This is a genomic window from Bacillus sp. FSL H8-0547 (genome assembly GCA_038002745.1).
In the GTDB taxonomy this organism is placed as follows: Bacteria; Bacillota; Bacilli; order Bacillales; family Bacillaceae; genus Bacillus_P.
Genome location: JBBODD010000001.1, coordinates 2,027,432 through 2,052,078 on the forward strand (window position 1 = coordinate 2,027,432; position 24,647 = coordinate 2,052,078).

At 45.6% G+C, this 24,647-nt stretch carries 25 protein-coding genes; 23 read left to right on the plus strand and 2 right to left on the minus strand.

Features of this window, described 5'->3' with window-relative positions; all coding sequences use genetic code 11:
- Positions 1–106: 106 nt before the first annotated feature.
- The 7 genes from MHB63_10030 (at position 107) to glyA (ending at position 5,594) form a co-directional block, all read left to right on the plus strand.
- A complete protein-coding gene (locus MHB63_10030; GenBank protein MEK3806867.1) occupies positions 107–547 on the plus strand; it encodes a hypothetical protein in 441 nt (146 codons plus the stop codon).
- A gap of 163 nt (positions 548–710) precedes the next feature.
- Positions 711–1,751, plus strand: coding sequence for an L-threonylcarbamoyladenylate synthase (locus MHB63_10035; protein MEK3806868.1), 1,041 nt, complete (start codon positions 711–713; stop codon positions 1,749–1,751).
- Between the two features lie 90 nt (positions 1,752–1,841).
- The gene (locus MHB63_10040) at positions 1,842–2,402 is read left to right on the plus strand and encodes a manganese efflux pump MntP family protein (GenBank protein MEK3806869.1); all 561 of its coding nucleotides are present in this window, start codon (positions 1,842–1,844) and stop codon (positions 2,400–2,402) included.
- A gap of 260 nt (positions 2,403–2,662) precedes the next feature.
- The gene (locus MHB63_10045) at positions 2,663–3,112 is read left to right on the plus strand and encodes a low molecular weight protein arginine phosphatase (protein MEK3806870.1); all 450 of its coding nucleotides are present in this window, start codon (positions 2,663–2,665) and stop codon (positions 3,110–3,112) included.
- Between the two features lie 20 nt (positions 3,113–3,132).
- A complete protein-coding gene (rpiB, locus tag MHB63_10050) occupies positions 3,133–3,576 on the plus strand; it encodes a ribose 5-phosphate isomerase B (protein MEK3806871.1) in 444 nt (147 codons plus the stop codon).
- A 13-nt stretch (positions 3,577–3,589) separates the two neighbouring features.
- Positions 3,590–4,168, plus strand: coding sequence for a TIGR01440 family protein (locus MHB63_10055; GenBank protein MEK3806872.1), 579 nt, complete (start codon positions 3,590–3,592; stop codon positions 4,166–4,168).
- Positions 4,169–4,358: 190 nt separating this feature from the next.
- Positions 4,359–5,594 carry a serine hydroxymethyltransferase gene (gene glyA, locus MHB63_10060; protein MEK3806873.1) on the plus strand — a complete coding sequence of 412 codons (1,236 nt, stop codon included), beginning with the start codon at positions 4,359–4,361 and terminating at the stop codon, positions 5,592–5,594.
- A 47-nt stretch (positions 5,595–5,641) separates the two neighbouring features.
- Here the strand turns inward: glyA and MHB63_10065 are convergent, their stop codons facing one another.
- Entirely contained in the window at positions 5,642–6,463 is an 822-nt protein-coding gene (locus MHB63_10065) for an undecaprenyl-diphosphate phosphatase (protein ID MEK3806874.1), read from the minus strand.
- Between the two features lie 365 nt (positions 6,464–6,828).
- Between MHB63_10065 and MHB63_10070 the strand changes: the two genes are divergently transcribed.
- On the plus strand, positions 6,829–8,955 hold the full coding sequence (locus MHB63_10070) for an alpha-amylase family glycosyl hydrolase (GenBank protein ID MEK3806875.1): 2,127 nt from the start codon (positions 6,829–6,831) through the stop codon (positions 8,953–8,955).
- A 158-nt stretch (positions 8,956–9,113) separates the two neighbouring features.
- Here the strand turns inward: MHB63_10070 and MHB63_10075 are convergent, their stop codons facing one another.
- Entirely contained in the window at positions 9,114–9,518 is a 405-nt protein-coding gene (locus MHB63_10075; GenBank protein ID MEK3806876.1) for a YfmQ family protein, read from the minus strand.
- Positions 9,519–9,837: 319 nt separating this feature from the next.
- On the opposite strand from MHB63_10075, the gene upp reads away from it, so the two are divergent.
- From upp to MHB63_10150, 15 genes are all read left to right on the plus strand, one after another.
- Positions 9,838–10,467 carry a uracil phosphoribosyltransferase gene (upp, locus tag MHB63_10080; GenBank protein ID MEK3806877.1) on the plus strand — a complete coding sequence of 210 codons (630 nt, stop codon included), beginning with the start codon at positions 9,838–9,840 and terminating at the stop codon, positions 10,465–10,467.
- 229 nt (positions 10,468–10,696) lie between these two features.
- The gene (locus tag MHB63_10085; GenBank protein ID MEK3806878.1) at positions 10,697–12,943 is read left to right on the plus strand and encodes a S8 family serine peptidase; all 2,247 of its coding nucleotides are present in this window, start codon (positions 10,697–10,699) and stop codon (positions 12,941–12,943) included.
- A gap of 184 nt (positions 12,944–13,127) precedes the next feature.
- Positions 13,128–13,349 carry an AtpZ/AtpI family protein gene (locus MHB63_10090; GenBank protein ID MEK3806879.1) on the plus strand — a complete coding sequence of 74 codons (222 nt, stop codon included), beginning with the start codon at positions 13,128–13,130 and terminating at the stop codon, positions 13,347–13,349.
- Positions 13,350–13,356: 7 nt separating this feature from the next.
- Positions 13,357–13,737 (plus strand): ATP synthase subunit I, encoded by a 381-nt coding sequence (locus MHB63_10095; GenBank protein MEK3806880.1) that lies wholly within the window; start codon positions 13,357–13,359, stop codon positions 13,735–13,737.
- A 6-nt stretch (positions 13,738–13,743) separates the two neighbouring features.
- Positions 13,744–14,478: a F0F1 ATP synthase subunit A gene (atpB, locus tag MHB63_10100; GenBank protein ID MEK3806881.1), complete on the plus strand. Its 735-nt coding sequence runs from the start codon at positions 13,744–13,746 to the stop codon at positions 14,476–14,478.
- Between the two features lie 70 nt (positions 14,479–14,548).
- The gene (gene atpE / locus MHB63_10105) at positions 14,549–14,761 is read left to right on the plus strand and encodes a F0F1 ATP synthase subunit C (protein MEK3806882.1); all 213 of its coding nucleotides are present in this window, start codon (positions 14,549–14,551) and stop codon (positions 14,759–14,761) included.
- 160 nt (positions 14,762–14,921) lie between these two features.
- Positions 14,922–15,443: a F0F1 ATP synthase subunit B gene (gene atpF / locus MHB63_10110; GenBank protein ID MEK3806883.1), complete on the plus strand. Its 522-nt coding sequence runs from the start codon at positions 14,922–14,924 to the stop codon at positions 15,441–15,443.
- Positions 15,440–15,985 carry a F0F1 ATP synthase subunit delta gene (locus MHB63_10115; GenBank protein MEK3806884.1) on the plus strand — a complete coding sequence of 182 codons (546 nt, stop codon included), beginning with the start codon at positions 15,440–15,442 and terminating at the stop codon, positions 15,983–15,985. The genes atpF and MHB63_10115 overlap by 4 nt, the downstream gene beginning before the upstream one ends.
- A 15-nt stretch (positions 15,986–16,000) precedes the next feature.
- Positions 16,001–17,509: a F0F1 ATP synthase subunit alpha gene (gene atpA / locus MHB63_10120; protein ID MEK3806885.1), complete on the plus strand. Its 1,509-nt coding sequence runs from the start codon at positions 16,001–16,003 to the stop codon at positions 17,507–17,509.
- 87 nt (positions 17,510–17,596) lie between these two features.
- The gene (locus MHB63_10125) at positions 17,597–18,457 is read left to right on the plus strand and encodes a F0F1 ATP synthase subunit gamma (protein MEK3806886.1); all 861 of its coding nucleotides are present in this window, start codon (positions 17,597–17,599) and stop codon (positions 18,455–18,457) included.
- Between the two features lie 48 nt (positions 18,458–18,505).
- Positions 18,506–19,927, plus strand: coding sequence for a F0F1 ATP synthase subunit beta (gene atpD, locus MHB63_10130; protein ID MEK3806887.1), 1,422 nt, complete (start codon positions 18,506–18,508; stop codon positions 19,925–19,927).
- 26 nt (positions 19,928–19,953) lie between these two features.
- Positions 19,954–20,358, plus strand: coding sequence for a F0F1 ATP synthase subunit epsilon (locus tag MHB63_10135; GenBank protein MEK3806888.1), 405 nt, complete (start codon positions 19,954–19,956; stop codon positions 20,356–20,358).
- 318 nt (positions 20,359–20,676) lie between these two features.
- Positions 20,677–21,624 carry a substrate-binding domain-containing protein gene (locus MHB63_10140; protein MEK3806889.1) on the plus strand — a complete coding sequence of 316 codons (948 nt, stop codon included), beginning with the start codon at positions 20,677–20,679 and terminating at the stop codon, positions 21,622–21,624.
- Entirely contained in the window at positions 21,621–23,051 is a 1,431-nt protein-coding gene (locus tag MHB63_10145) for a histidine kinase (GenBank protein MEK3806890.1), read from the plus strand. Before MHB63_10140 ends, MHB63_10145 begins: the two co-directional genes overlap by 4 nt.
- 5 nt (positions 23,052–23,056) lie before the next feature.
- Entirely contained in the window at positions 23,057–24,622 is a 1,566-nt protein-coding gene (locus tag MHB63_10150; protein ID MEK3806891.1) for a response regulator, read from the plus strand.
- Positions 24,623–24,647 lie beyond the last annotated feature (25 nt).

Below are 24,647 nucleotides of genomic sequence, written 5' to 3' on the forward strand. Positions count from 1 at the left end.
TTTGACCGTACGTCTCTCTTTTTTCAGAGACTAGATTGTACCTTGAGTCATATCCCATCATTTTTCGTCATAGAGTTGAAGTAGAAACGAAAAACGGGGGGATTGGATGTACTATCAGTTAAGAATTGCTGAAAAAAAGGATGTACAGGCTATAAAAGCGTTTATTGAGAAAGCCGGCTTGAGATCGGACGGAATTGAAGAGTTTGCGGAGTATTTTGCCCTGCTGGAAAGTGATGGACAGATCACCGCTACGCTGGGAGTGGAACCGGTCGGCGGGGACGGCCTGCTGCGGTCGCTTGCCGTTTCGGAATCTATGAACCAGGCGCACCTGCTTTCTCTTTTTGAGAGTGTTTATGCGCTTGCGAAAGAAAAGGGGATGGGGAGCTGTTATCTTGTGGCAAACAGCAGAAGTGCAGTTGATTTTCTAAGCATCATTGGCTTTCAGGCTGTGGAAAAAGAAAACATTCCGCAGCATTTGCTGCAGTCAGCGCATTTTAAAGAGTCTTTCAGCAAGGAACATGCAGAAGTGATGGCAAAAACATCCTGATGTGGATATATCCACATAGTTATCCACTAATTCACTCGCCTTATCCACAATTTGTGGATAAGGCTTGTATTCTTTTAGGGGTTCTTTTATACTTTCATGAGGAATGAATGAAAAGTGCGGGAAATACAAAGTTATTCACATGTTAGACAGGAGAGTAAGGAAAATGAAGACAAATGTTTGGATTGTGGATAATTTGGAGGATTTATCTTCAAGTTATCCACAAATTGCACAGGCAGCAGCACAATTAAGGGAAAATGAGGTTGTTGCTTTTCCTACGGAGACGGTTTACGGCCTTGGTGCCAATGCAAAATCGGACGAAGCTGTGGGTAAAATCTATGAGGCTAAAGGCAGACCTAGTGATAATCCCCTGATTGTCCACATTGCATCCATTGAACAGCTGCATGAGATTGCATCGCATGTGCCTGCTTATGTGGATAAACTGATTCACGCTCTTTGGCCGGGGCCAATTACATTTGTATTGCCCAAAAGAGCCGGTTTGTCAGACCGTGTAACAGCCGGACTTGATACAGTGGCAGTGAGAATGCCGGATCATCCGCTTGCGCTTGCACTTATAAAGGAAGCGAATCTCCCGGTAGCAGCACCGAGTGCGAATCTCTCGGGAAAACCAAGCCCGACACGGGCGTCGCATGTTTTTGATGATTTAAATGGAAGAATTGCTGGAATAGTAGACGGCGGATCAACAGGCGTAGGCGTGGAATCCACCGTTTTGGACTGCACCCAGCAAATCCCTGTCATCCTGAGACCGGGCGGCGTCACAAAGGAACAGCTTGAAACACTGATTGGAGAAGTCACCGTTGACCAGGCGCTGGTCGACGAGAACCAGGCGCCAAAATCACCGGGAATGAAATATACACACTATGCCCCCGCTGCACCGATGACGATTGTTGACGGCACACCTTCCTTCCTTCAGAAATTAATCAGCGAGGCAAAAAGCGAAGGAAAAAAAGTCGGCGTTCTCTCTGCAGCAGAAACGGCAGGTAGCTATGAGGCCGACGTCGTCCTTTCCTGCGGAAGCAGAGAGGACATGCAGACAGTCGCTTCAGAGCTATATGACGTTCTGAGGGCATTTAATGAAACGGATGTAGACTGTATTTTCAGCGAAAGTTTTTCGTCGGCCGGTGTCGGCCAGGCAGTGATGAACAGGCTTATGAAGGCGGCTGGCCACCGTTTAATAAAAGAATAGGACGAATTGTCCAAACCGGAAAATTGAAATGTTCTAAGCCTTCCCGGACATGCATAAGTTTGATTGAGGCGTGTCCGGGGAGGCTTGTATATGAATCTGGAAGCATTGATTGGCGAACTGATTACGTTATTTATGATGGCATTTGCGCTTGGAATGGATGCATTTTCGGTCGGACTTGGCATGGGGATGATCAAACTCAGGCTTCGGCAGATTTTTTATATTGGCCTGACAATCGGCCTGTTTCATATATGGATGCCGCTCGCCGGCATGTGGATCGGCAAAGTCCTTTCAGGAACTTTCGGCCATATAGCTTCGCTTGCAGGCGGGGCACTGCTTATCATTCTTGGGGTCCAGATGATTCTTGCCTCATTTAAAAAGGACCAAGAATCAATGATCACTCCAGTTGGATTCGGCTTGCTTTTTTTCGCGCTCAGTGTCAGCCTCGACAGTTTTTCAGTTGGCCTGACGCTTGGGATTTATGGGGCGAGGACGCTTTTGACCATTTTGATGTTTGGTGTTGTGAGCATGCTTCTCACGTGGACCGGCCTGCTGATTGGGAGACGCGTTCAAACCTGGCTTGGTACATACGGCGAAGCTCTTGGGGGCAGTATTCTGCTCGGCTTTGGGCTGAAGCTTATTTTTCCGATGTAGGGAAGGGTCCGGAAACGGGCTTTTTTTGTTGTTCACCAGAAAATTATTTAGTCTATAACATGACAAAGGCATCATCGTCCAGCTCCAGCGCCTAGATCCTCTGTCAGAACAAATCCGCCAAAAAAGGCGGGACCCGGACTTTTCCGTCGGATTCTTATCTGTCTATCGGATCTGACCAAGGCGCCTCCGCTTTTGTTAGAGCCGGGTCACTATGTTCCCGGCGTTTTTCAGGTTATAATAACAGAAAAGGGGGAACACGAATGACGAATATCCTTTTTGTTTGTACGGGAAATACATGCAGAAGCCCGATGGCTGAAGCATTGTTGAATCATATGAAAGAAGACAGGCAGCTGTCCGTTAAGTCTGCCGGTGTGTTTGCAAGCGACGGCAGCGATGCCTCGCATTTTGCGAAACAGGCGCTTGATGAAAAAGGCATCGCCTGCAGTCATCAGTCGTCTCTGCTTGACGAAGAGCACATCAAGTGGGCGACGTACATTCTGACGATGACGGAAAGCCATAAAGAGCTGATTTTTGAAAGGTATCCGCAGGCGATTGAAAAAACGTTTACGCTTTCAGAATTTACCGCCGAAGATGAGCATTCACGCAGGGATGTGATGGATCCGTTCGGCGGGTCGCTTGAGGTATACAGAATGACACGCGAAGACTTGGAGAAGATGATTGTACGATTAATGGATAAGCTCAAAGACTAATTAATGTGGAGGGTATTTTCATGAAAATTGCGATTGCATCTGATCACGGCGGTCTAAGACTGCGCGAGGAAATAAAAAGCTTGATGGACGAGATGAATATTCCATATGAAGATTTCGGCTGTGAGTGCGAAACGTCGGTTGATTATCCTGACTATGCACTTCCTGTTGCTGAAAAAGTGGCAAGCGGGGAATTTGACCGCGGCATTCTGATTTGCGGAACTGGTATCGGCATGAGCATTTCTGCCAACAAAGTGAAGGGCATACGCTGTGCGCTTGTGCATGATACGTTCAGTGCGAAGGCAACGCGTGAGCACAACAACAGCAACATGCTTGCGATGGGCGAGCGCGTCATAGGGCCCGGACTTGCACGTGAAATTGCGAAAATTTGGCTGACAACTGAGTTTGAAGGCGGACGGCATGAAAACCGCGTGAATAAAATCACTGAGTTTGAAAATAAGCTCTGAGGGTGAAGAGAAAATGACTGACATTCAGGAGTGGAAGGTTCAGCTTGGAACCATGCTTGCCGACTTGGAGGAGCAGTCCTCTTTCAGACCCGGCATGGTGTTTGCGGTCGGCTGCAGCACGAGTGAAGTGATTGGCGAAAAGATTGGTACAGCAGGCACCACTGATGTGGCAGAGATGATTTTTTCAGAGCTTGAGGCTTTTAAAGAGCGGACTGGCGTGCATCTCGCTTTTCAGTGCTGTGAACATTTAAACAGAGCCCTTGTGGTGGAGCGGGAAACGGCTGAGAAATACGGGCTTGATGAAGTAACGGTTACACCTGTCCGCTCAGCGGGAGGGGCAATGGCCACATACGCCTATTCAGTTTTTAGAAATCCTGCCGTTGTTGAGTTTATTAAGGCGGACGGCGGAATAGATATAGGTGATACCTTTATCGGCATGCACCTCAAGCATGTGGCGGTTCCGGTGAGAAGCTCTATAAATCAAGTCGGGCATGCCCATGTGACGATGGCCAAAACCCGTCCCAAGCTGATTGGCGGAGAGAGAGCGGTCTATTCTGCTTCAAAAAAAGAGAATGAACAATGCACGTCATAAATACGAACGATAAATATATATAGATGTGTTTTATTCGTTATTTTAGTGCTTTTTTATCAAAAATAACGCAATTAGACGAAAATCACGCATAAATCTATTACATTCTTCTTTCTGAACGTGTACAATGTAGATGAATGAAAATGTGAAACTGTCAGCAAAATCGTTTGAATTGGATAGGGGGATTCTTAGCATGAAACATTTAAGCAAGCAGGATACTAGTGTATTTGAAGCAATTCAGGATGAACTGCAGCGACAGCGCACGAAAATTGAGCTGATCGCGTCTGAAAACTTTGTTACAGAAGCAGTCATGGAAGCCCAGGGCTCTGTGTTAACAAACAAGTATGCAGAAGGCTATCCTGGACGCCGCTATTATGGCGGATGTGAGCACGTAGATGTTGTGGAAAACATTGCAAGAGACCGCGCGAAAGAAATCTTTGGTGCTGAGCACGTCAATGTGCAGCCTCATTCAGGCGCACAGGCGAATATGGCTGTTTACTTCACGATTCTTGAGCATGGGGATACTGTTCTTGGCATGAACCTTTCACACGGCGGCCATTTAACTCACGGCAGCCCAGTTAACTTCAGCGGAGTTCAGTACAATTTCGTTGAGTACGGCGTTGATAAAGAAACACACCGCATCAATTACGAAGACGTCCTTGAAAAAGCACGCCTTCACAAGCCGAAGCTGATTGTAGCAGGTGCGAGTGCTTATCCGCGTGCCATTGATTTCAAGAAGTTTCGTGAAATTGCAGATGAAGTCGGCGCTTACTTTATGGTCGATATGGCCCACATTGCAGGCCTCGTTGCTGCAGGCCTTCATGAGAACCCTGTCCCGTATGCTGATTTTGTGACAACAACAACGCATAAAACGCTTCGCGGTCCGCGCGGCGGCATGATTCTCTGCAAAGAAGAATACGCTAAAAAAATTGATAAATCCATCTTCCCGGGCATTCAGGGCGGTCCGCTTATGCATGTGATCGCTGCAAAAGCTGTTTCGTTTGGAGAAGTCCTGCAGGAAGATTTCAAAACGTACGCTTCAAACATCATTGCCAATGCAAACCGTCTGGCAGAAGGTCTGAAAAGCCAGGGTCTGAATCTCGTATCTGATGGAACGGACAACCACCTCATTCTGATTGATGTCCGCTCACTTGGCCTGACTGGAAAAGTGGCTGAGAAAGTACTTGATGATGTCGGCATTACAGTCAACAAAAACACGATTCCATTTGATCCTGAAAGCCCGTTTGTAACAAGCGGAGTGCGCATCGGAACGGCTGCAGTAACAAGCAGAGGCTTCGGTCTTGAGGACATGGATGAAATTGCTTCTATAATGGTGCTTGCCCTCAGCAACACTGAAGATGAGACAAAACTTGAGGAAGCGAAAAACCGTGTAGAATCTCTGACAGCTAAATTCGATTTATACGTGTGATTTTTCCATACAAAAAGAGCAAATCCCCGCGGATTTGCTCTTTTTTCTTACAAGAATACGAAATAAATAACGGCTGCAAGCACGATGCGGTAAATCGCAAACGGCACGAGCTTTATTTTATTGATAAGAGCCAGGAAAAAGCGGATGGAAATGAGTGCAACAACAAATGCACTGATGAATCCGGCAATGAAAAACGGCAGAGCATCAAGGGTGAAGTACTCCCAGTTTTTTATTAGGGAAAGTCCGCTTGCTCCGGCCATAATCGGCACGGCCATAATAAACGTGAAGTCTGATGCTGTTCTGTGGTTCATGCCGAGCATGACGCCTGCAGACATCGTCGATCCGGAACGTGAAAATCCCGGCCATAATGCAATACACTGTACAAGACCGACAATTAAAGCCTGTTTATTTGTAATCTGGTCCACGCTTTTCGTCGTAATTGTGCGGCGTTTCTGAACAAAGTCGGCAACGATCATCAGAATGGCACCTGCAAGTAAACTTAAAACGACATAATTAATCGTAAATAAATGCTTATCGATGATATCTTCAAACAAAAAACCAAGGACCGCTGCCGGCAGCAAACCGATGATAACCTGAGACAGCTTCAGTTTTGATTCTTTCCTTGCTTCCGTTTCCTTCTTTAATCCAAGCAGGCTTAGAAATCTGTCTTTGAAGATGATTACAACCGCTAAAATGGAACCAAGCTGAATGACAATTTTAAAGGTATTGGCAACTTCCCGGCCAAAAATGTCTTTTGACTGAAACAGCAGATCATCAAAAATAATCATATGTCCAGTAGAAGATACCGGTGCAAACTCTGTTAATCCTTCCACAATGCCAAGTACAACTGCAACAAAAATCTCCCACAAATTCAAAATTCCATTCACCTCATGTCTGTCTTTTTAAAAAACACTCTTTGATGATTTTAAACGTTAACCAGGTAGAAGTCTATGAATTTCATGAAATTGTAAATCTGTGTCAAAAAAAGAGTAGGCAAATGGACACAACTTTCATTTTTAGAAAATAGGAAAATAGAAGTTTGTGTATATTCTGAAAACTTATTACGATCAGGATAGATAAAAACAGCGAGCGCGATCATCTTAACTTGAGGGCCATGCATTGTCTCCGGACAACAACCCCGTTATTCATTTATGAATAGCGGGGTTTTATTTTTGGGAAAAGGAGGGCAGTAAAGTCTCGTATTCTTATTATTACTATCAGGGGAGATGGGGAAATGTTGAAAAAAGCGGTAAGTCTCGGTTTTGCAGCAGCACTGGTATTAGGCAGTTTTGGACCTATTACGGACAATTATGCAAACGCTTCCATAAACAATAAGGTCAACTACTCAAATGATGTCATCTATCAAATTATGACGGATCGTTTCGTTGATGGAAATCCGGCGAACAATCCGACAGGGTCTCTTTTCAGCTCAGACTGTTCAAATCTCAGAAAATACTGCGGGGGAGACTGGCAGGGAATCATCAATAAACTGAATGACGGCTATTTCACGGATCTCGGGATTACCGCTCTCTGGATTTCCCAGCCTGTTGAAAATGTCTATACCGTACTGAATGATGCGGCGGGAACAACTTCCTATCACGGTTACTGGGGACGGGATTTTAAAAAGACAAACCCTTTCTACGGGACGATGCAGGAGTTTCAGACGCTTATAAACACGGCACACCAGAAAGGAATAAAAGTCATTATCGATTTCGCACCGAACCATACATCGCCAGCGTCAGAGGACACACCGTCCTATATGGAAAACGGAAAGCTTTATGATAACGGCACGCTTGTCGGCGGCTATACAAATGATACGAAAGGTCTGTTTCATCACAATGGCGGCACGAACTTTTCATCTATTGAAGACGGAATCTACCGAAATCTCTATGATCTGGCCGATTTTAATCACCAGAATCCGACTGTCGACAAGTATATGAAAGATGCCGTCAAGCTGTGGCTTGATATGGGAATCGACGGGATCCGCGTTGATGCTGTGAAACACATGCCGTTTGGCTGGCAGAAGACCTTTATGGAGACGATCTACAGCCACAAGCCGGTGTTCACTTTCGGGGAATGGTTCCTTGGAGAGAATGAAGTCGATCAGAACTACTACAATTTTGCCAACAGCACAGGCATGTCCCTGCTTGATTTCCGCTACGGCCAGAAGCTGAGACAGGTGCTGCGCAACGGTTCTGACAACTGGTACGGTTTTAATGCCATGATAGCAGAATCAGAGGCGAAGTATGAGCAGACCGCCGATCAAGTAACCTTCCTTGATAATCATGATATGGACCGTTTCCACTTTGACGGAGCCGATGTGAAAAATACAGACCTTGCCCTCGCTGTTATGCTTACCTCGCGCGGTGTACCGAATATTTACTACGGAACAGAGCAGTACATGACAGGAAACGGCGATCCAAACAACCGTAAAAAGCAAACATCCTTCAATAAAACAACAAAAGCCTACCAGATTATCAGTAAGCTTGCTGCTCTCCGCAAGAATAATCAGGCGTTAGGCTATGGAAAAACTAAAGAAAAGTGGATTAATAATGACGTATACGTTTATGAACGCACATTCGGAAAAGACGTCGTTTTAACAGCAGTCAACAAAAGCAAAACAGCATCTTACAACATCAGCGGCCTCACATCAACGCTGCCTGCAGGCACATATACTGACCAGCTCACAGCACTCCTGGGAGGAAGCAGCATTTCAGTAGGAAGCGGAGGAGCGGTATCAGCTTTTGACCTCTCGCCTGGAGAAGCAGCTGTTTATTCTTTTAATGGAAGCGCAGCAGCCCCATCAATCGGGCAGGTCGGTCCTGTTATGGGAGCGCCTGGAACGACTGTAACCATCAGCGGAGAATCATTCGGATCCACAGCAGGCACTGTGAAATTCGGAACCGTCAATGCCTCTGTCGTTTCATGGTCCAATACGGAAATCACCGTCAAAATCCCGACAGCTTCAGCCGGAAACTACCAGGTATCTGTCGTCACATCAGGCGGTGCGGCAAGCGGCGCGTACGGACCAGTTGAAGTTCTTTCAGGCAAGCAGTCATCCGTTCGATTTATCGTAAACGGTGCTTCCACCAATCTCGGCCAGGCCATTTATATAGTAGGAAACGTAAGCGAGCTTGGCAATTGGGATGCTGCAAAAGCAGTCGGACCATTCTACAATCAGGTTATCACCAAATATCCTAGCTGGTACTACGACGTAAGCGTGCCGTCCGGACGTTCAGTCGAATTCAAGTTTATTAAAAAAGACGCAAGTGGAAACGTTGTATGGGAAAGCGGCTCAAACCACGTCTACACAACTCCGGCAAGCGGACCGGGAACATCGGTTTCAAGCTTTCAGAATTAATTACTGCAAAGAAGTCCCAAAAGAGAATGGCCTTTGGGGCTTTTTCTTTTAGTGAACATGATACTGATGGAAGGAGATCAACATGAAGCATAATAAACAAAAAAAGCTGCCTGACACGATGCCGGCAGCATAAATATGGCCATTTCCAGCTGCTGCATTCAACATTCTTGCAGGCTCTCAGACCGCAGGCTATAAGCCACTGTTTTCTTTTTTCCGTGCTTGAACACATCTGCATGACCGCTGTAAATATACACAGACAGCGTTACACCTCTTTTACCCGTATTTGTATTAATAATAAAAGGAGTGCCCGTATTGCTTGCAGGCAGATTATATTCATTATATTTATCAAAAAATGTTGCTTCATTAAACATGCGGATAAATTGAGTTTTGTCTTCGCCTTCCAAACGTTTTCCGCTGAGGGTTACAGTGGCACTCTCTTCACTAAGCTTGGAATGAAGGGCAAATTTGCCGAGCAGCCATTCGACAACGAAGGTTGGCGGACTTGCAAGAATTACTTTAAGCATACTAATTGCAATTGTCAGAATGATAATACCGATTGTCATCTATCGTTCATCTCCATAAAGTGAATATATAGCCAGAATAGCTTTATGTTAACATAGATGGGTTTTTCAATTTGTGTATGTTATATGAAAGTTGCCATTACATGAAATTGCGGCTCTCCATAAGAATTCCTTTCCCAATTGATAACACTGCCAAATGATAGAGGCTGTCAATAGTTCAAGCATCAGTCTCCATCCTTTCAAGAACACCGTGAAGATGCATCCCATATAAACCCATAAAAATAAATCTCCGATCCTCCTTGAAACGGTTCTTCTTTTTCTGTAAAATCTATTGAAGTGTATTAGAAAAGGAGATGAGCTGATGGGCAAAGTTTACGTGTTTGATCATCCACTTATTCAGCATAAACTGACATATATCCGCGATGTGAAAACAGGCACGAAAGAGTTTCGCGAGCTTGTTGATGAAGTGGCGAGCCTGATGATGTTTGAAATCACAAGAGACATGCCTCTTGAAGAAGTAGAGGTTGAAACACCTGTTCAGATGGCAAAATCCATGGTGCTTGCAGGCAAAAAGCTTGCGATTGTTCCAATTCTGCGTGCCGGTCTTGGAATGGTAGACGGTATCCTTAAGTTGATTCCGGCTGCAAAAGTTGGACATGTAGGGCTATACCGTGACCCGGAGACGCTAAAACCGGTTGAATATTACGTAAAGCTTCCATCAGACGTAGAAGAGCGCGAGTTCATCGTCGTCGATCCAATGCTTGCTACTGGCGGCTCAGCGGTAGAGGCGATTAACAGCGTGAAAAAACGCGGCGCAAAGAACATCAAGTTCATGTGCTTGATTGCAGCTCCTGAAGGCGTTGAAATTGTGAAAGAAGCTCATCCTGATGTCGACATCTACATTGCGGCACTTGATGAAAAATTAAATGATCACGGATATATTGTCCCTGGCCTCGGTGATGCCGGAGACCGTATGTTTGGAACTAAGTAGAGACAAAAGCGGAAGCGCCAAGGCCCGCTCCGATAGGCAGATAAGAATCCGTCAGAAAAGTCCGGTTCCCGCCTTTTTTGGCGGATTTGTTCTGACAGAGGAGCTAGGCGCTTCCGCTAGCCGAGGATAACTTTATAACGTTATTCTTTTTATATGTACCGCGAATCCTCCTTACACAAGGGGGATTTTTTTATACCCGTTTGAGAAGGATAAAAGAGAGGTGACGGTGATGACAAGGAAATTCATTCTCTCTTTTTTTCTCATAGCATCTATTTTTCCAATACATACAAGTGCAGTAAATTATCCGGATGTGCCTGCCATACCGGACGTTTCTCCCAACCGCACAGAAACGGTAATGATTATCGTGGAAGAAGCTCATGCGCAGGCCTTCTCTGAAAAAATCAAAGAAAACTATCCTGGAGTAAAAATCCGCCGAACGTTCAAAAAAGTGTTCAGCGGCTATTCGCTAGAAGGCAGCCATAACGATTTAATCGCTCTCCAAAAGGATCCTCATATTATCCATGCCAGTCCGGTTGCGTCTTATCGGGTGGATCTTGAGGAAAGTGTGCCGTTTATTGGCGGTGACGATGTGAGGGGGCTTTTTGATTCTGAGCAGCACCGCCTGACAGGAGAGGGAGTCAAAGTAGGCATTATTGATACAGGCATCGATTACACTCATCCGGACTTATCCCGCAGCTATGCGGGCGGGACAGACATCATTGACGGTGACGATGATCCAATGGAGACAAAAGCGACTGACGGCACAGAAACTCTCCATGGCACACATGTGGCAGGGATTATTGCGGCAAACGGCAGGCTGAAAGGGGTAGCGCCTGAAGCGGAAATCATTGCATACCGCGCACTTGGCCCGGGAGGATTCGGGACAAGCGAACAGGTCATTGCGGCGATCGAAAAAGCGATTGAAGACAAAGTAGATGTGCTGAATCTGTCGCTCGGCAATATGGTCAATGGACCGGACTGGCCGACTAGTCTTGCGCTTGACCGTGCGGTAGAACACGGCATTACTGCTGTTGTATCCACCGGAAATTCCGGTCCCGGTGTCTGGACAGTCGGTTCACCGGGTACGTCCGGCAAGGCCATTTCTGTTGGCGCCTCAACTCCTCCGCAGCGGATTCCCTACCTCACAGCAAGCGGTTCAAGGAAAGAAATACCGGTCACTCAGATGGCGGGTGCAAAAGAGTGGACGCTGCATCAGGGAGAAGAGATGGTATTTGCCGGAATTGGCGAGGAACATCAGTATTCCCCAGACATGAAAGGGAAAGTAGTGCTTGTTGAGCGCGGGAAAATCACCTTTACCGAAAAAGCTCTTTTTGCTGAAAAGATCGGCGCAAAAGCGGTTGTGATTTATAACAATATGAAAGGAAGCTTTGCGGGCAACCTTGAACTTCCGGCAAACATTCCGGTTGTCTCCATTTCAAAGGAAGACGGCTTGTGGCTGAAAAAACAACTGGACAAAAAACCGGTGATTCGAACAGTTTACCGGAACGAATCAGATCAGATGGCTGATTTCAGTTCAAGGGGCCCTGTTACCCGCACATGGGAAATCAAGCCTGACGTTGTTGCCCCCGGAGTAGCAATTGACAGTACAGTGCCTGAAGGGTACTTAAGCCTTCAAGGTACAAGTATGTCAGCCCCTCATGTGGCAGGTGCTGCTGCACTGATTAAGCAGGCCCATCCGGAATGGAAACCGGAGCAAATCAAGGCTGCCCTCATGAATTCGTCCAGGCCTCTGAGCGGGAAAAAGGCGGATTATTACCAGCCGATCGAACAGGGTGCCGGACGAATAGACGTCATGAAAGCACTTGAAACAGAAGCGCTGATGTATCCGGGTACACTGTCATTCGGCCAAGTCATTTCAAAAGGCGGGGGAAGCATTCAGAAAAAGGTAAAGCTGACACTTGATAATCAATCAGACAAAGAAGTCGTCTATTCGTTCTCGTATCCTTTCTATAAAAAAGGTGTGCAGTGGGATATGCCTGGAAAAGTGACAGTTCCCGCCGGCGGAAAAAGAGAGATATACGTAAAGTTGAATATCTATGCAAGCAAACTGGAAAAAGGCCTGCATCAGGGCTGGATAAAAGCAGAAGCGGACGAAACGGTCAGGGAACTCCCGTACTTGTTTGTTGTGGATGAACCGGATTACCCGCGGGTGATGGGCTTTGAGTTCGGATTCGGAGATTCTGCAGGAGTCTATCAGTATGAACTGTACCTGCCGGGAGGCGCGGATGAAATGGGCATTGCGCTCTATGATCCAGACACTCTTAGGTTTGTTGCGTTTCTGGACTGGGGCAGGGATCTTCAGAAGGGTGCGGTTAAAAAGACGTTCAGACAAAAGGATCTAGGTCTTGAGGACGGGCTTTACAAAGCAGTCGTTTTTGCCAGAAAAGGGGACAGGGAGGACACGTTTGAAACGGACCTGATCTTAGAAAATCCCAAGACAAAACTGGGAAACTGAGTAAATGTGAACTTTTTGTGATAGGCTTTTTTGATTGTCAAGTTTTTGGTTTTAAAGCAATTGACATTAAATAGAGCCTATTGTATGCTAGACGAGGGTAAATGATAAGGTTTTCATACCGCTTTCAATTACCCGTTTCTATCCCCAGATAAACCCTTTATTAATCTATTAGCGAGGCGGTCGAATGCGCAAAAAAGAGCGTCATCCCATGCAGGCAATGGCCCTTATGACAGGCATTCTGTCTCAGCTAGTCGGTTCAACACTAATTGGCATCTTTTCAGGAAGATGGCTCGACCGTTATTTCCATACAGAACCGCTTTTTATGATCATAGGCCTTTTACTGGGCCTTGCAGCCGGAATTGCCGGCATGATCAAGCTTGTCCACCACTTTTTTTCAGGAGACTGAATCATTCATGTTTGATTTGCACCAGATATTTAAAAGGCAGCGCAAATACATATTCTTTCTGCTTGCCATCTATGTGTTAGGCTGGGGCTTTACGAGATATCAGTCTGTATTTCTTGGTCTTATAGTAGGAACAGCTATCAGTTTTTACAGTTTATGGCTTCTCGTGCGCAAATACCATCAGTTCTCGCAGGCGATGGAGCACGGTCGGAAAATCAGATCTCTGGGGACAGCTGCCCGGATGGCTGCTGCGGGTTTTGGTGTGCTCATTTCAGCACAATATCCCGAGTACGTACATCTAATAGGCTTGGTTATTGGATTAATGACAATCTATATTGTTATTATGATAGATTATTTTTTTTATGCAGCATTTAACCGGGAAGAGAGGTGAATATAGTTGGATCACGGTGCTCCTATAGTTGAATTTCTAGGACTTAACTTCAATTTATCCAATGTTTTAATGATAACGATCGCCAGTTTGATTGTTTTCCTGATTGCGGTTTTGTGTACACGCACTCTTGCTATGAAGCCGACAGGTGCACAGAACTTTGTAGAATGGATAGTGGACTTTGTCCGCAACATTATCAAAAGCACGATGGACTGGCAGACAGGCGGCCGTTTCCTGACTCTTGGAATCGCATTATTTATGTATATTTTCGTAGCGAATATGCTGGGACTGCCTTTTGCGATTGTAGTGGGGCATGAGCTATGGTGGAAATCACCTACTGCCGATCCGATCATTACATTAACACTCGCAGTTATGGTCGTTGCACTGACGCATTATTACGGCATCAAAATGAAGGGTGCTGCGGAATACGGCAAGGATTTTCTTAAACCGCTCCCGTTTCTTTTCCCTCTTAAAATCATAGAGGAATTTGCAAACACCCTTACACTCGGACTTCGTTTATACGGTAATATTTATGCCGGTGAAATTCTGCTTACGCTTCTTGCAGGTCTTGCAACAGCAGGATATGCAGAAGGATTTGGCAGCGGAATTCTTGGCACAGCCATTGCTGCCGTGCCAATGATGATATGGCAGGCATTCAGTATCTTTGTAGGTTCAATTCAGGCGTTTATATTTGTTATGTTAACGATGGTGTATATGGCACACAAAGTGAGTCATGACCATTAATATAAAAGTTCATTCATTTGGACAAAGCATTTAATACCATTTTTCATACATTAAAAGGAGGACATTTACAATGGGTTTATTAGCAGCTGCAATTGCAATTGGACTAGCCGCACTTGGTGCAGGTATTGGTAACGGACTTATCGTTTCACGTACAGTTGAGGGGATGGCCCGCCAGCCGGAAGCGAAGAGCATGCTTCAAACAACAATGTTTATCGGGGTTGCACTAGTAGAGGCGATTCCAATCATCGCAGTAGTAATTGCATTCATCGTAATGGGAAGATAATTATCCCGCGCTTACAATACGTTCCAAAATGGCGAAGATCATTCATAGCGAACCTTCGCCTTTCCTTTATGTAAACAATTTTTAATGATTTCAGGCTGAAAGAAGCCTTTGATTTTTGCCATACCCATCATGCTACTCTTGAAGGGAGTGAAACCGAGCTATGTTATCAATGGATTTTGTATTAGGAGCAAGTGCAGGAACTTTTAATGGAGGAGATGCCATTTTCCAGCTTGTCATGTTCCTGATTCTACTGGCTTTGCTTAGAAAATACGCGTTTGGCCCTGTTATGAATATTATGAAGCAGCGTGAAACATACATTGCTGATGAAATTAGCTCTGCTGAATCAACACATCAGGAAGCGAAAAGACTTGTTGAAGAGCAAAAGGATCTGCTAAAGCAGGCTCGAACTGAAGCTCAGAGCTTGGTAGAGAACGCGAAGAAAATCGGCGAACAGCAAAAAGAAGAAATTCTTCTTGCCGCCCGCGCTGAGTCAGATCGTATGAAAAAAGCCGCTATTCAGGAAATTGCTACGGAAAAAGAGCAGGCTATTACCGCTCTTCGTGAGCAAGTTGCATCACTCTCTGTATTAATTGCAACAAAAGTTATCGAAAAAGAATTGAATGAGAAAGAACAAGAAAAGCTTATCCACGATTATATCAAAGAGGTAGGCGAAGGTCGATGAGTAAAGAAATAGTTGCAGCTCGCTATGCATTGGCTCTTTTTCAAATCGCTAAGGAAAACGGCACGATTGACCAGATTGAAGAGGAACTGCTTGTCATCCAGAAGGTGACGTCAGAGAATCCTGAATTACTGAACGTGCTTACACATCCAAAAGTGCTGCTAGAAAAGAAAAAATCCATGATGAGTGAAGCGTTCGCTTCTTTATCTCAACCTGTTTTAAGTACGATTCTTCTATTGATTGAGCGTCAGCGGATCAGTGTGATTCCTGATCTTGCCGAGCATTTTGTGAAACTTGCAAACGACGAGCGGGGCACAGAGGATGCTATCGTCTATTCTGTAAGACTGCTTGATCAGGATGAATTAACAGCGCTGTCTGATACATTTGCCAAAAAAATCGGCAAATCTTCTCTTCGTTTAAGAAACGTAATTGATCAGAATCTGATCGGCGGAGTGAAGCTTCGTATCGGCAATCGCATTTATGATGGAAGCATAAGCGGTAAGCTTGAACGTATAGAGCGACAATTAGTTGCAAAAAGATCGTAGATAGGGGTGAAACTCATGAGCATCAAAGCAGAAGAAATTAGTGCACTGATTAAAAAGCAAATTGAAAGCTATCAGTCTGATATCAAAGTTAGTGATGTAGGTACAGTTATCCAGATTGGTGACGGTATCGCCCGTGCTCATGGCCTCGACAATGTCATGGCTGGAGAGCTTGTTGAATTTTCAAACGGCGTAATGGGTATGGCTCAAAACCTTGAGTCAAACAACGTGGGTATCATCATCCTCGGACCATACGCAGACATCCGTGAAGGCGACGAAGTGCGCCGCACTGGACGCATCATGGAGGTTCCTGTAGGTGAGGAACTGATCGGACGCGTTGTAAACTCTCTGGGACAGCCTGTTGACGGCCTTGGTCCAATCGAAACAAAACATACACGCCCAATTGAGAGCCCTGCTCCAGGCGTTATGGATCGTAAATCTGTTCATGAACCGCTTCAAACAGGAATTAAAGCGATTGACGCTCTTATTCCGATTGGCCGCGGACAGCGTGAGCTTATCATCGGTGACCGTCAGACTGGTAAAACATCTGTAGCCATCGATACCATTCTTAACCAAAAAGACGAAAACATGATCTGTATCTATGTTGCTATTGGACAAAAAGAATCGACTGTCCGCGGCGTAGTAGAAACACTGCGTAAAAATGGCGCATTAGATTACACAATCGTTGTTACTGCATCTGCTTCACAGCCTGCACCGCTATTGTTCTTAGCTCCTTATGCCGGTGTAACAATGGGTGAGCATTTCATGTACAATGGCAAGCACGTTCTTGTTGTGTATGATGACTTAACAAAACAGGCATCTGCATACCGTGAACTTTCCTTGCTTCTTCGCCGTCCTCCAGGCCGTGAAGCATATCCTGGTGACGTTTTCTACTTGCATTCACGCCTTCTTGAGCGTGCTGCAAAACTCAGTGATGCAAAAGGTGCCGGTTCACTTACAGCCCTTCCGTTCATTGAAACGCAGGCGGGCGATGTATCTGCATACATCCCGACAAATGTTATCTCCATCACTGATGGACAGATTTTCCTTCAGTCTGACCTTTTCTTCTCAGGTGTGCGTCCAGCGGTTAACGCCGGTCTTTCCGTATCACGTGTTGGAGGATCTGCTCAGATCAAAGCAATGAAAAAAGTATCAGGTACACTGCGTCTTGACCTTGCTTCATACCGTGAGCTTGAAGCATTCGCTCAGTTCGGCTCTGACCTTGATAAAGCGACTCAGGCTAAACTTAACCGCGGTGCGCGTACAGTTGAAGTTCTAAAACAGGGCTTGAACAAACCGCTTGCAGTTGAGAAGCAGGTTGCCATTCTTTATGCATTGACTAAAGGATTCCTGGATGACATTCCAGTTGAAGATATTAAACGCTTTGAAGAAGAGTACTTCTCATTCCTCGAGCAAAACAACAAAGCAATGCTTGATCACATCCGCACAACTGGCAATCTTCCTGAAGACAGTGAGTTCCAGTCTGCGATCACAGCATTCAAAAAGACATTCGCGATTTCTGAATAAACTTGGTAAAGTATGAAGGTTTGCCTTCATACTTTATCTTCACGTAAATGGATCAGGTTGATTTTTATAAAAAGGTGGTGAGAACCTTTGGCATCATTACGCGACATTAAATCAAGAATCACCTCAACAAAGAAGACGAGCCAGATTACAAAGGCGATGGAGATGGTTTCAGCAGCGAAGCTGAACCGTGCCGAAAACAATGCAAAGTCGTTTGGACCTTACATGGATAAGATTCAAGAAGTCGTTGCAAGCATTGCACTTGGCAGCACGGATGTATCCCACCCGATGCTCGTCAGCCGACCTGTGAAGAAAACAGCTTATCTCGTCATCACGTCTGACCGCGGACTTGCAGGTGCCTTAAACAGTAACGTACTGCGTACTGTGCATCAGGCAATCCAAAAGCGTCATTCGTCTAAAGATGAATATGCTGTTATCGCAATCGGTAAGATCGGACGCGAATTCTTCAAAAAACGCGGTGTGCAGATCGCACTTGAGGTAACAGGAATTGCAGATGACACGTCATTTTCTGAGATAAAAGATCTTACAGCAAATACAGTGAATATGTTCAATGATGGCACATTCGACGAAATCTATGTGTACTACAACCATTTTGTAAGTGTCATCCAGCAGGACGTAACAGAGAAAAAGCTTCTTCCTCTTACTGATCTTGGTGCGTCATCAGCAAAGAAAACATCTTATGAATTCGAACCATCCAAAGAAGAGATCTTAGAAGTACTGTTACCACAATATGCTGAAAGTCTCATCTACGGCGCGTTACTTGACAGCAAGGCTTCTGAGCATGCTGCCCGTATGACGGCAATGAAAAATGCGACAGACAATGCAAAAGAACTTATTAACAGTCTTACTCTTTCTTACAACCGTGCACGTCAGGCTGCGATCACTCAGGAAATTACGGAGATCGTCGGCGGGGCTGCGGCACTCGAATAGAATAACGCCCATAAAGGGCTTTCAGACAGCAAGTTAGGAGGGAAAACGATGAATAAAGGACGCGTTACTCAAGTTATGGGTCCGGTTGTTGACGTAAAGTTCCAAAGCGGTCAGCTTCCTGAAATCTATAACGCCCTTAAAGTTACTTTCCAGGGACGCACTGAAGGCGAAGCAGCTTCAGAATTAACATTGGAAGTTGCCCTTCACCTTGGTGACGACACAGTTCGTACTGTTGCAATGGCTTCAACAGACGGTCTTGTGCGCGGAAGTGAAGTACTGGATACAGGTGCGGCAATCTCTGTACCGGTTGGAGACGTTACACTTGGACGTGTATTCAACGTACTTGGAGACAATATCGATTTGGATGCAGCAATTCCTGCTGAAGCTCGTCGTGATCCAATCCACAGACAAGCGCCAAAATTCGATCAGCTTTCTACTGAGGTAGAAATTCTTGAAACTGGAATTAAAGTAGTAGACCTACTTGCTCCATACATCAAAGGCGGAAAAATCGGTCTTTTCGGTGGTGCGGGTGTAGGTAAAACAGTACTTATCCAGGAGCTTATCAACAACATCGCTCAGGAGCATGGCGGTATCTCTGTATTCGCCGGCGTAGGTGAGCGTACTCGTGAAGGAAACGACCTTTACCATGAAATGACAGACTCTGGTGTTATCAAGAAGACTGCCATGGTATTCGGACAGATGAATGAGCCGCCTGGCGCACGTATGCGTGTTGCACTGACAGGTCTTACAATGGCTGAATTCTTCCGTGATGACCAAGGACAGGACGTTCTTTTCTTCATGGATAACATCTTCCGTTTCACACAGGCAGGTTCAGAGGTATCAGCCCTTCTTGGCCGTATGCCATCTGCGGTAGGTTACCAGCCGACACTTGCAACTGAAATGGGTCAGCTTCAGGAGCGTATCACGTCTACTAACGTTGGTTCTGTTACATCGATCCAGGCGATCTATGTACCGGCCGATGACTATACGGATCCGGCTCCTGCAACAACATTCGCTCACTTGGATGCAACAACGAACCTTGAGCGTAAACTATCTGAAATGGGTATTTACCCGGCAGTGGATCCGCTTGCTTCGACATCACGCGCATTGTCTCCTGAAATCGTTGGAGAAGAGCACTACGCGGTTGCACGTCAAGTACAGCAGACACTGCAGCGTTATAAAGAGCTTCAGGATATCATCGCGATCCTTGGTATGGATGAGCTTTCTGATGAAGATAAATTAGTCGTGCACCGTGCACGCCGAGTTCAATTCTTCCTGTCCCAAAACTTCCACGTTGCTGAGCAGTTTACTGGCCAGGCAGGTTCATATGTACCTGTTAAAGAGACAGTTAAAGGCTTCAAGGAAATCCTTGAGGGCAAGTACGATCATCTTCCTGAAGATGCTTTCCGTCTTGTGGGACGCATTGAAGATGTCATCGAAAGTGCGAAAAGCATGGGTGTAGAAGTCTAATTTTGGGACGCAGGAGGGTATAGAGTATGAAGACAGTACAAGTCAATGTCGTTACTCCCGATGGCCCAGTTTACGATGCAGACGTCGAAATGGTAAGTGTAAAAGCTCAAAGCGGTGAGCTTGGAATCTTGCCAGGTCATATTCCAATGGTAGCTCCACTTCAAATCGGCGCTGTCCGTTTGAAAACAAGCAAATCCACGGAACTCGTGGCTGTTAGCGGCGGCTTTTTAGAAGTACGGCCTGACAAAGTCACAATCTTGGCACAGGCTGCCGAGACTGTAGAAGATATTGATTTAACTCGTGCACAAGCAGCAAAGGAACGCGCTGAAGAACGTCTGAACACAAACAAAGACGACATCGACTTCAAGCGCGCCGAGCTTGCACTGCGCCGGGCAATGAATCGTATTAACGTATCACAGAATAAGATCTGAGCATTAAACCCCCGGATTTCCCGGGGGTTTTTGTTTTGGGCTGAAATCGAAGGTACACCCCGCCAGTTTTCCCGCCGGCTTGTTAGGTTGCATGGTTTGGCTTGTAAGAGCGTGAGTTTGGCTTGTTACATTGCCGTTTTGGCTTGTTAAACGACTGGTTTGGATTGTTAGCAGCCTGTTTTGGACTGTAACCGTTCAAAACATGACTGTTATCAAAGCAGCAGCCCCATATTAGAGCATAACGCTAAAAATAAAAGCGTTTACAATACTGCCCAATCCCTTATAATGAATGAAAAGTCCTATAAAAATGGTGATTTCATGACACGTCGTATAAAACTGGTTCTGTTTGCTTTTATTCTTCTTTCTCTTTTTCCTCTCTATCAGCTTTTTCAAATCTATCAATCCAGTCAATCGTTTTCTGCGCAGGCTGAAGCGGAGGAGTACCGGTACCGGCTTGTGCTGATTTCCCCTTATCTTGGCGATGCCTACTGGAATCAGGTGATCACAGGGGTAGAATCGGCCGCCGTTCAGGCTAAGGTCAGCCTCGACATTAAAGGGACCAATCTGCCTGATAATGAAGAGCTGCAAAAAGCGATGAATATGGCAATTTCCTCGCAGGTTGACGGCATATTGCTGCTCGGCATTGACGATGCTTCTTTTAAAGAGACGATCCAAAAGGCCACGGTACAGGGGATTCCGGTGGTGACAATCATGGCGGACCTGCCTGACAGTCTCCGGAAATCCTACATCGGATCCAATCACTATGAGACCGGCCTCGAGCTTGGAAACTATTTAAAAAAGACTCTCACCGGCAGTGAAACGATCGGCATGATTAAAGGAAACATGGTGACATCTATAGAAAACGAGAGAATGAAAGGACTGACGGACAGCCTTAAGGGCTCCTCTATTAAACTGGCTGAAACAAATAAACAGCATCCTGAGGACCAGACCAATGAGCTCCTTAATCAATATCCGTCCATGAAGGCGTTGATAGGGACGGGAGTGGATGACGGGGACATCATCGTACGGACAATTGAAGCGAGATCGGCCCTTTCAGGGTTTAAGGTCTATACATTTGATAATACCCAGGAAACGATGAATCTTCTGCGGAGCGGAAAGATTGAAGGCACAATCAGCCACAGTCATGCCTTAATGGGTGAAAAAGGCGTCGAAACCATCGTGAAATGGCTTGAAAAGAAGGACTTGCCTCTGCCCGTCACGACTTACACGAAAACAGGCGTCATGACGGAGGGAACCAGGCCGTGACGAGAATTCAGAGAAAAATCCTCACGATGTCGCTCATCATTATCATGATCATGGGCGCCTTCTGGACAGCCATCAGCTATATTAATCAAAAATCCATTTATGAGTACAACAATATCCTTGAACGGTATCTGCTGCTGAATCATGTCTCAACGACGAGCCAGGCTGCGCTTGCAAAGCTCAGCCAGTATGTCAGCACCCCTTCTCCTGCCAATCAGGCAAGCTATGAAATGCACCGCAAAAGACTGAATGACTCCAAAAAGAAGCTGGATCTGCTTAAGAATCAGGCGAATGCGATTGCTTTGACAGATTATATATTCATGCTCGACAGCCAAATTGAAGCCATGGATTTAACAATGATGATGCATAAGCTCGATAAGCGGCAGAACTCACAGGCTGCCTACGACGAAGCGCTGCAGATCTCTAAATTCATTGATGAAACGACGCTGCTGCTGTTTAAAAAAGAACTGACGAATCAGAAGCAGTTTTATGAATCGATGATTGAGGTCACAAACAGACTCAGGTCTCTCGGCCTCTGGATTCTCGGGATCGTTCTGATCATCTCCATTGGATTTTCGTACTGGTTTTCAAAAGGCATCACCCGCTCGATCTATCTTTTAACTCAGGGAGCAAAAGAAGTGGCCGCGGGGAATTTTGATCATCCGATCAGGGTCAAAAGCAACGATGAAATTTCGTTTTTGGCCAAGACGTTTGACAGGATGCGTGAAAACATCAAAGAGCTGGTTGCCGAAATTCAGGAGAAAGCCAAGCTTGAAAAAGAAATCAAAGAGTATCAGCTGCTTTTAAAAGAAAGTGAGTTAAAGAGACTGCACAATCAGATCAATCCGCATTTTCTGTTCAATACGCTGAATACCCTGTCGAAAAAAGCGTATTTGGAGGATGCCCTTGAGACCAGCGACTTAATTTCGACAGTCGCAAACCTTTTGAGGTATAACCTTCGAAGTGTGGATGAAAATGTGTCACTCCGCGATGAGCTTGAGCTTGTGAAGGAATACTTGACGATTTTAAAAGCGCGGTTCTCATCCCGGATTTCCTATGATTTTAAGGTGGAAGAAGCGTGTCTGGACGTTGAAGTTCCGCCGTTTTTTCTGCAGCCGATTGTTGAGAACGCGTTTAAATACGGTGTGGAGCCGTTTGAAGAGGGCGGATACATCGGAATAAAGGTGTTTAGAGAGAACGGAGAGGTTGTTGTTTCCGTAGAGGACCATGGCCTTGGGATGACAGATACTGTGAAAGAACAGGTGCTGTCAGAGCAGCAGACAGGGATCATTCAAAGCAAATCAACCGGAATAGGTCTGAGAAACGTTGTTCAGAGACTGCGCCTTTTTACAAACGAACGGGATGTGATGGACATTCAGTCATCAGCTGAGGGCACAGTCATCGCGGTCAAATTTCCTTCAGAGGGGTGAAAAAAATGAAGCTTTTGATCACGGAAGATGAAGAGATTGAAAGAATCGCGTTAAAGAAAATCATTGAAACAGAATTCAGGGACATTCAAATTGTCGGACTCGCGGAAAACGGCAGGAGAGCGATTGAACTTGCGGCAGAGCATAAGCCCGACATTCTGCTCATGGATATCAAAATGCCCGGGATCAACGGGCTTGAAGCGATCAAGGAAATCCAGAAAATCGTGCCGGACGCCAAAATCCTGATTGTATCGTCCTACGATACGTTTGACTATGCCCAGCAGGCGCTGCGGCTCGGGGTAAAAGATTATCTGCTGAAGCCGAGCAAGCGGGAGGTCATTCTTTCCACGATTCAGAAGGTCATCGATGATATTAAAAAAGACAAGCTCGAATCTGAACGAAAGCAGCAGACAGAAGAACGCATGCAGAAAATGATCCCGATCGTAGAGGCGGACCTCGTCACACAGCTCTTATTTGATCATGTTCACGATGTTCATCTCCATGAGTGCATGGGCCTGCTGAATGTTGACCAGAAGCAGCCTTCCTATGTGGTTCTGATCCACTTTCCCCAGGATACGCTTACCGGACGGCTCGAGCAAATGTACGGAGAGCTGAAACGGACCATCCAGCTGCATACAAAAGGCTGGGTAGGGCCGATGTCCGGCCTGCAGGTGCCGATTATTGTGTTTGCAGAAGGAGAGATTCACCAGTACCGCCGGAACGCGGTATCGCTCGTGCAAAAAATTCTGCATAATCTAAGCGGTGTATTTTCTGCATCAGCAGCGATTGGAATCGGCAAGGCATACCCGGCGCTCGAGCAAATCAGACAGTCGTACTACGAAGCGCTCCGTGCCTCTATATCAGCAGGTTCTAAAGCAAGATACAGCTTTTACAGCGATATCATTTCCAATGAAAAAATCAAAGACAGAGACATGCACCACATTGAAGAGCTGATTCTTGAGGAATTGCGGATCGGTGAGTGGGAAGGAGTTCGCAGTCATTTTCAGGCAATGACCGCTTATTTTGAGAAATTTCAGCATCCGCTTGCTGAAGCAGAGCAAAAAGTCTATGACACTATGACATTAATGATCCGCTACTTGGATGAAATGGGCTTTGTGATCAGAAAACCAGTTTTTTCATTCAGCGCAGCATCCTATCTGCAAATGAAAACAGAAGTGAATTTTATCCTGGAAGATGTCATGAGCCAATACAAGCGGGTGACTGAAAATCTTCAGGAGGATATCCCGAACCGCATGAAGCAGCATATCAGGAAAAACTGCCACACCGATTTGTCGCTTGAGGCAATGGCAAAGGAATTTAACCTCTCTCCTCAGTACGTTAGCAAAATTTTCAAAGAAGAGCTCGGCATCAGCTACATCGATTATTTGACAAAATGCCGGATTGATAAAGCAAAAAAGTTAATGGAAAAAGGCTCCCGCAGCTTAAAGGAAATTGCTTTTGAGGTAGGCTATAACGACCCGAACTACTTCAGCCGTGTCTTTAAAAAAGTATGCAAAAAGTCTCCCAGCCAGTATAAGGATTCGCTGGTCTCCATCGGACAAAAAGATAAGTAATTGGGAGTTTCTTCTTAACGAAACT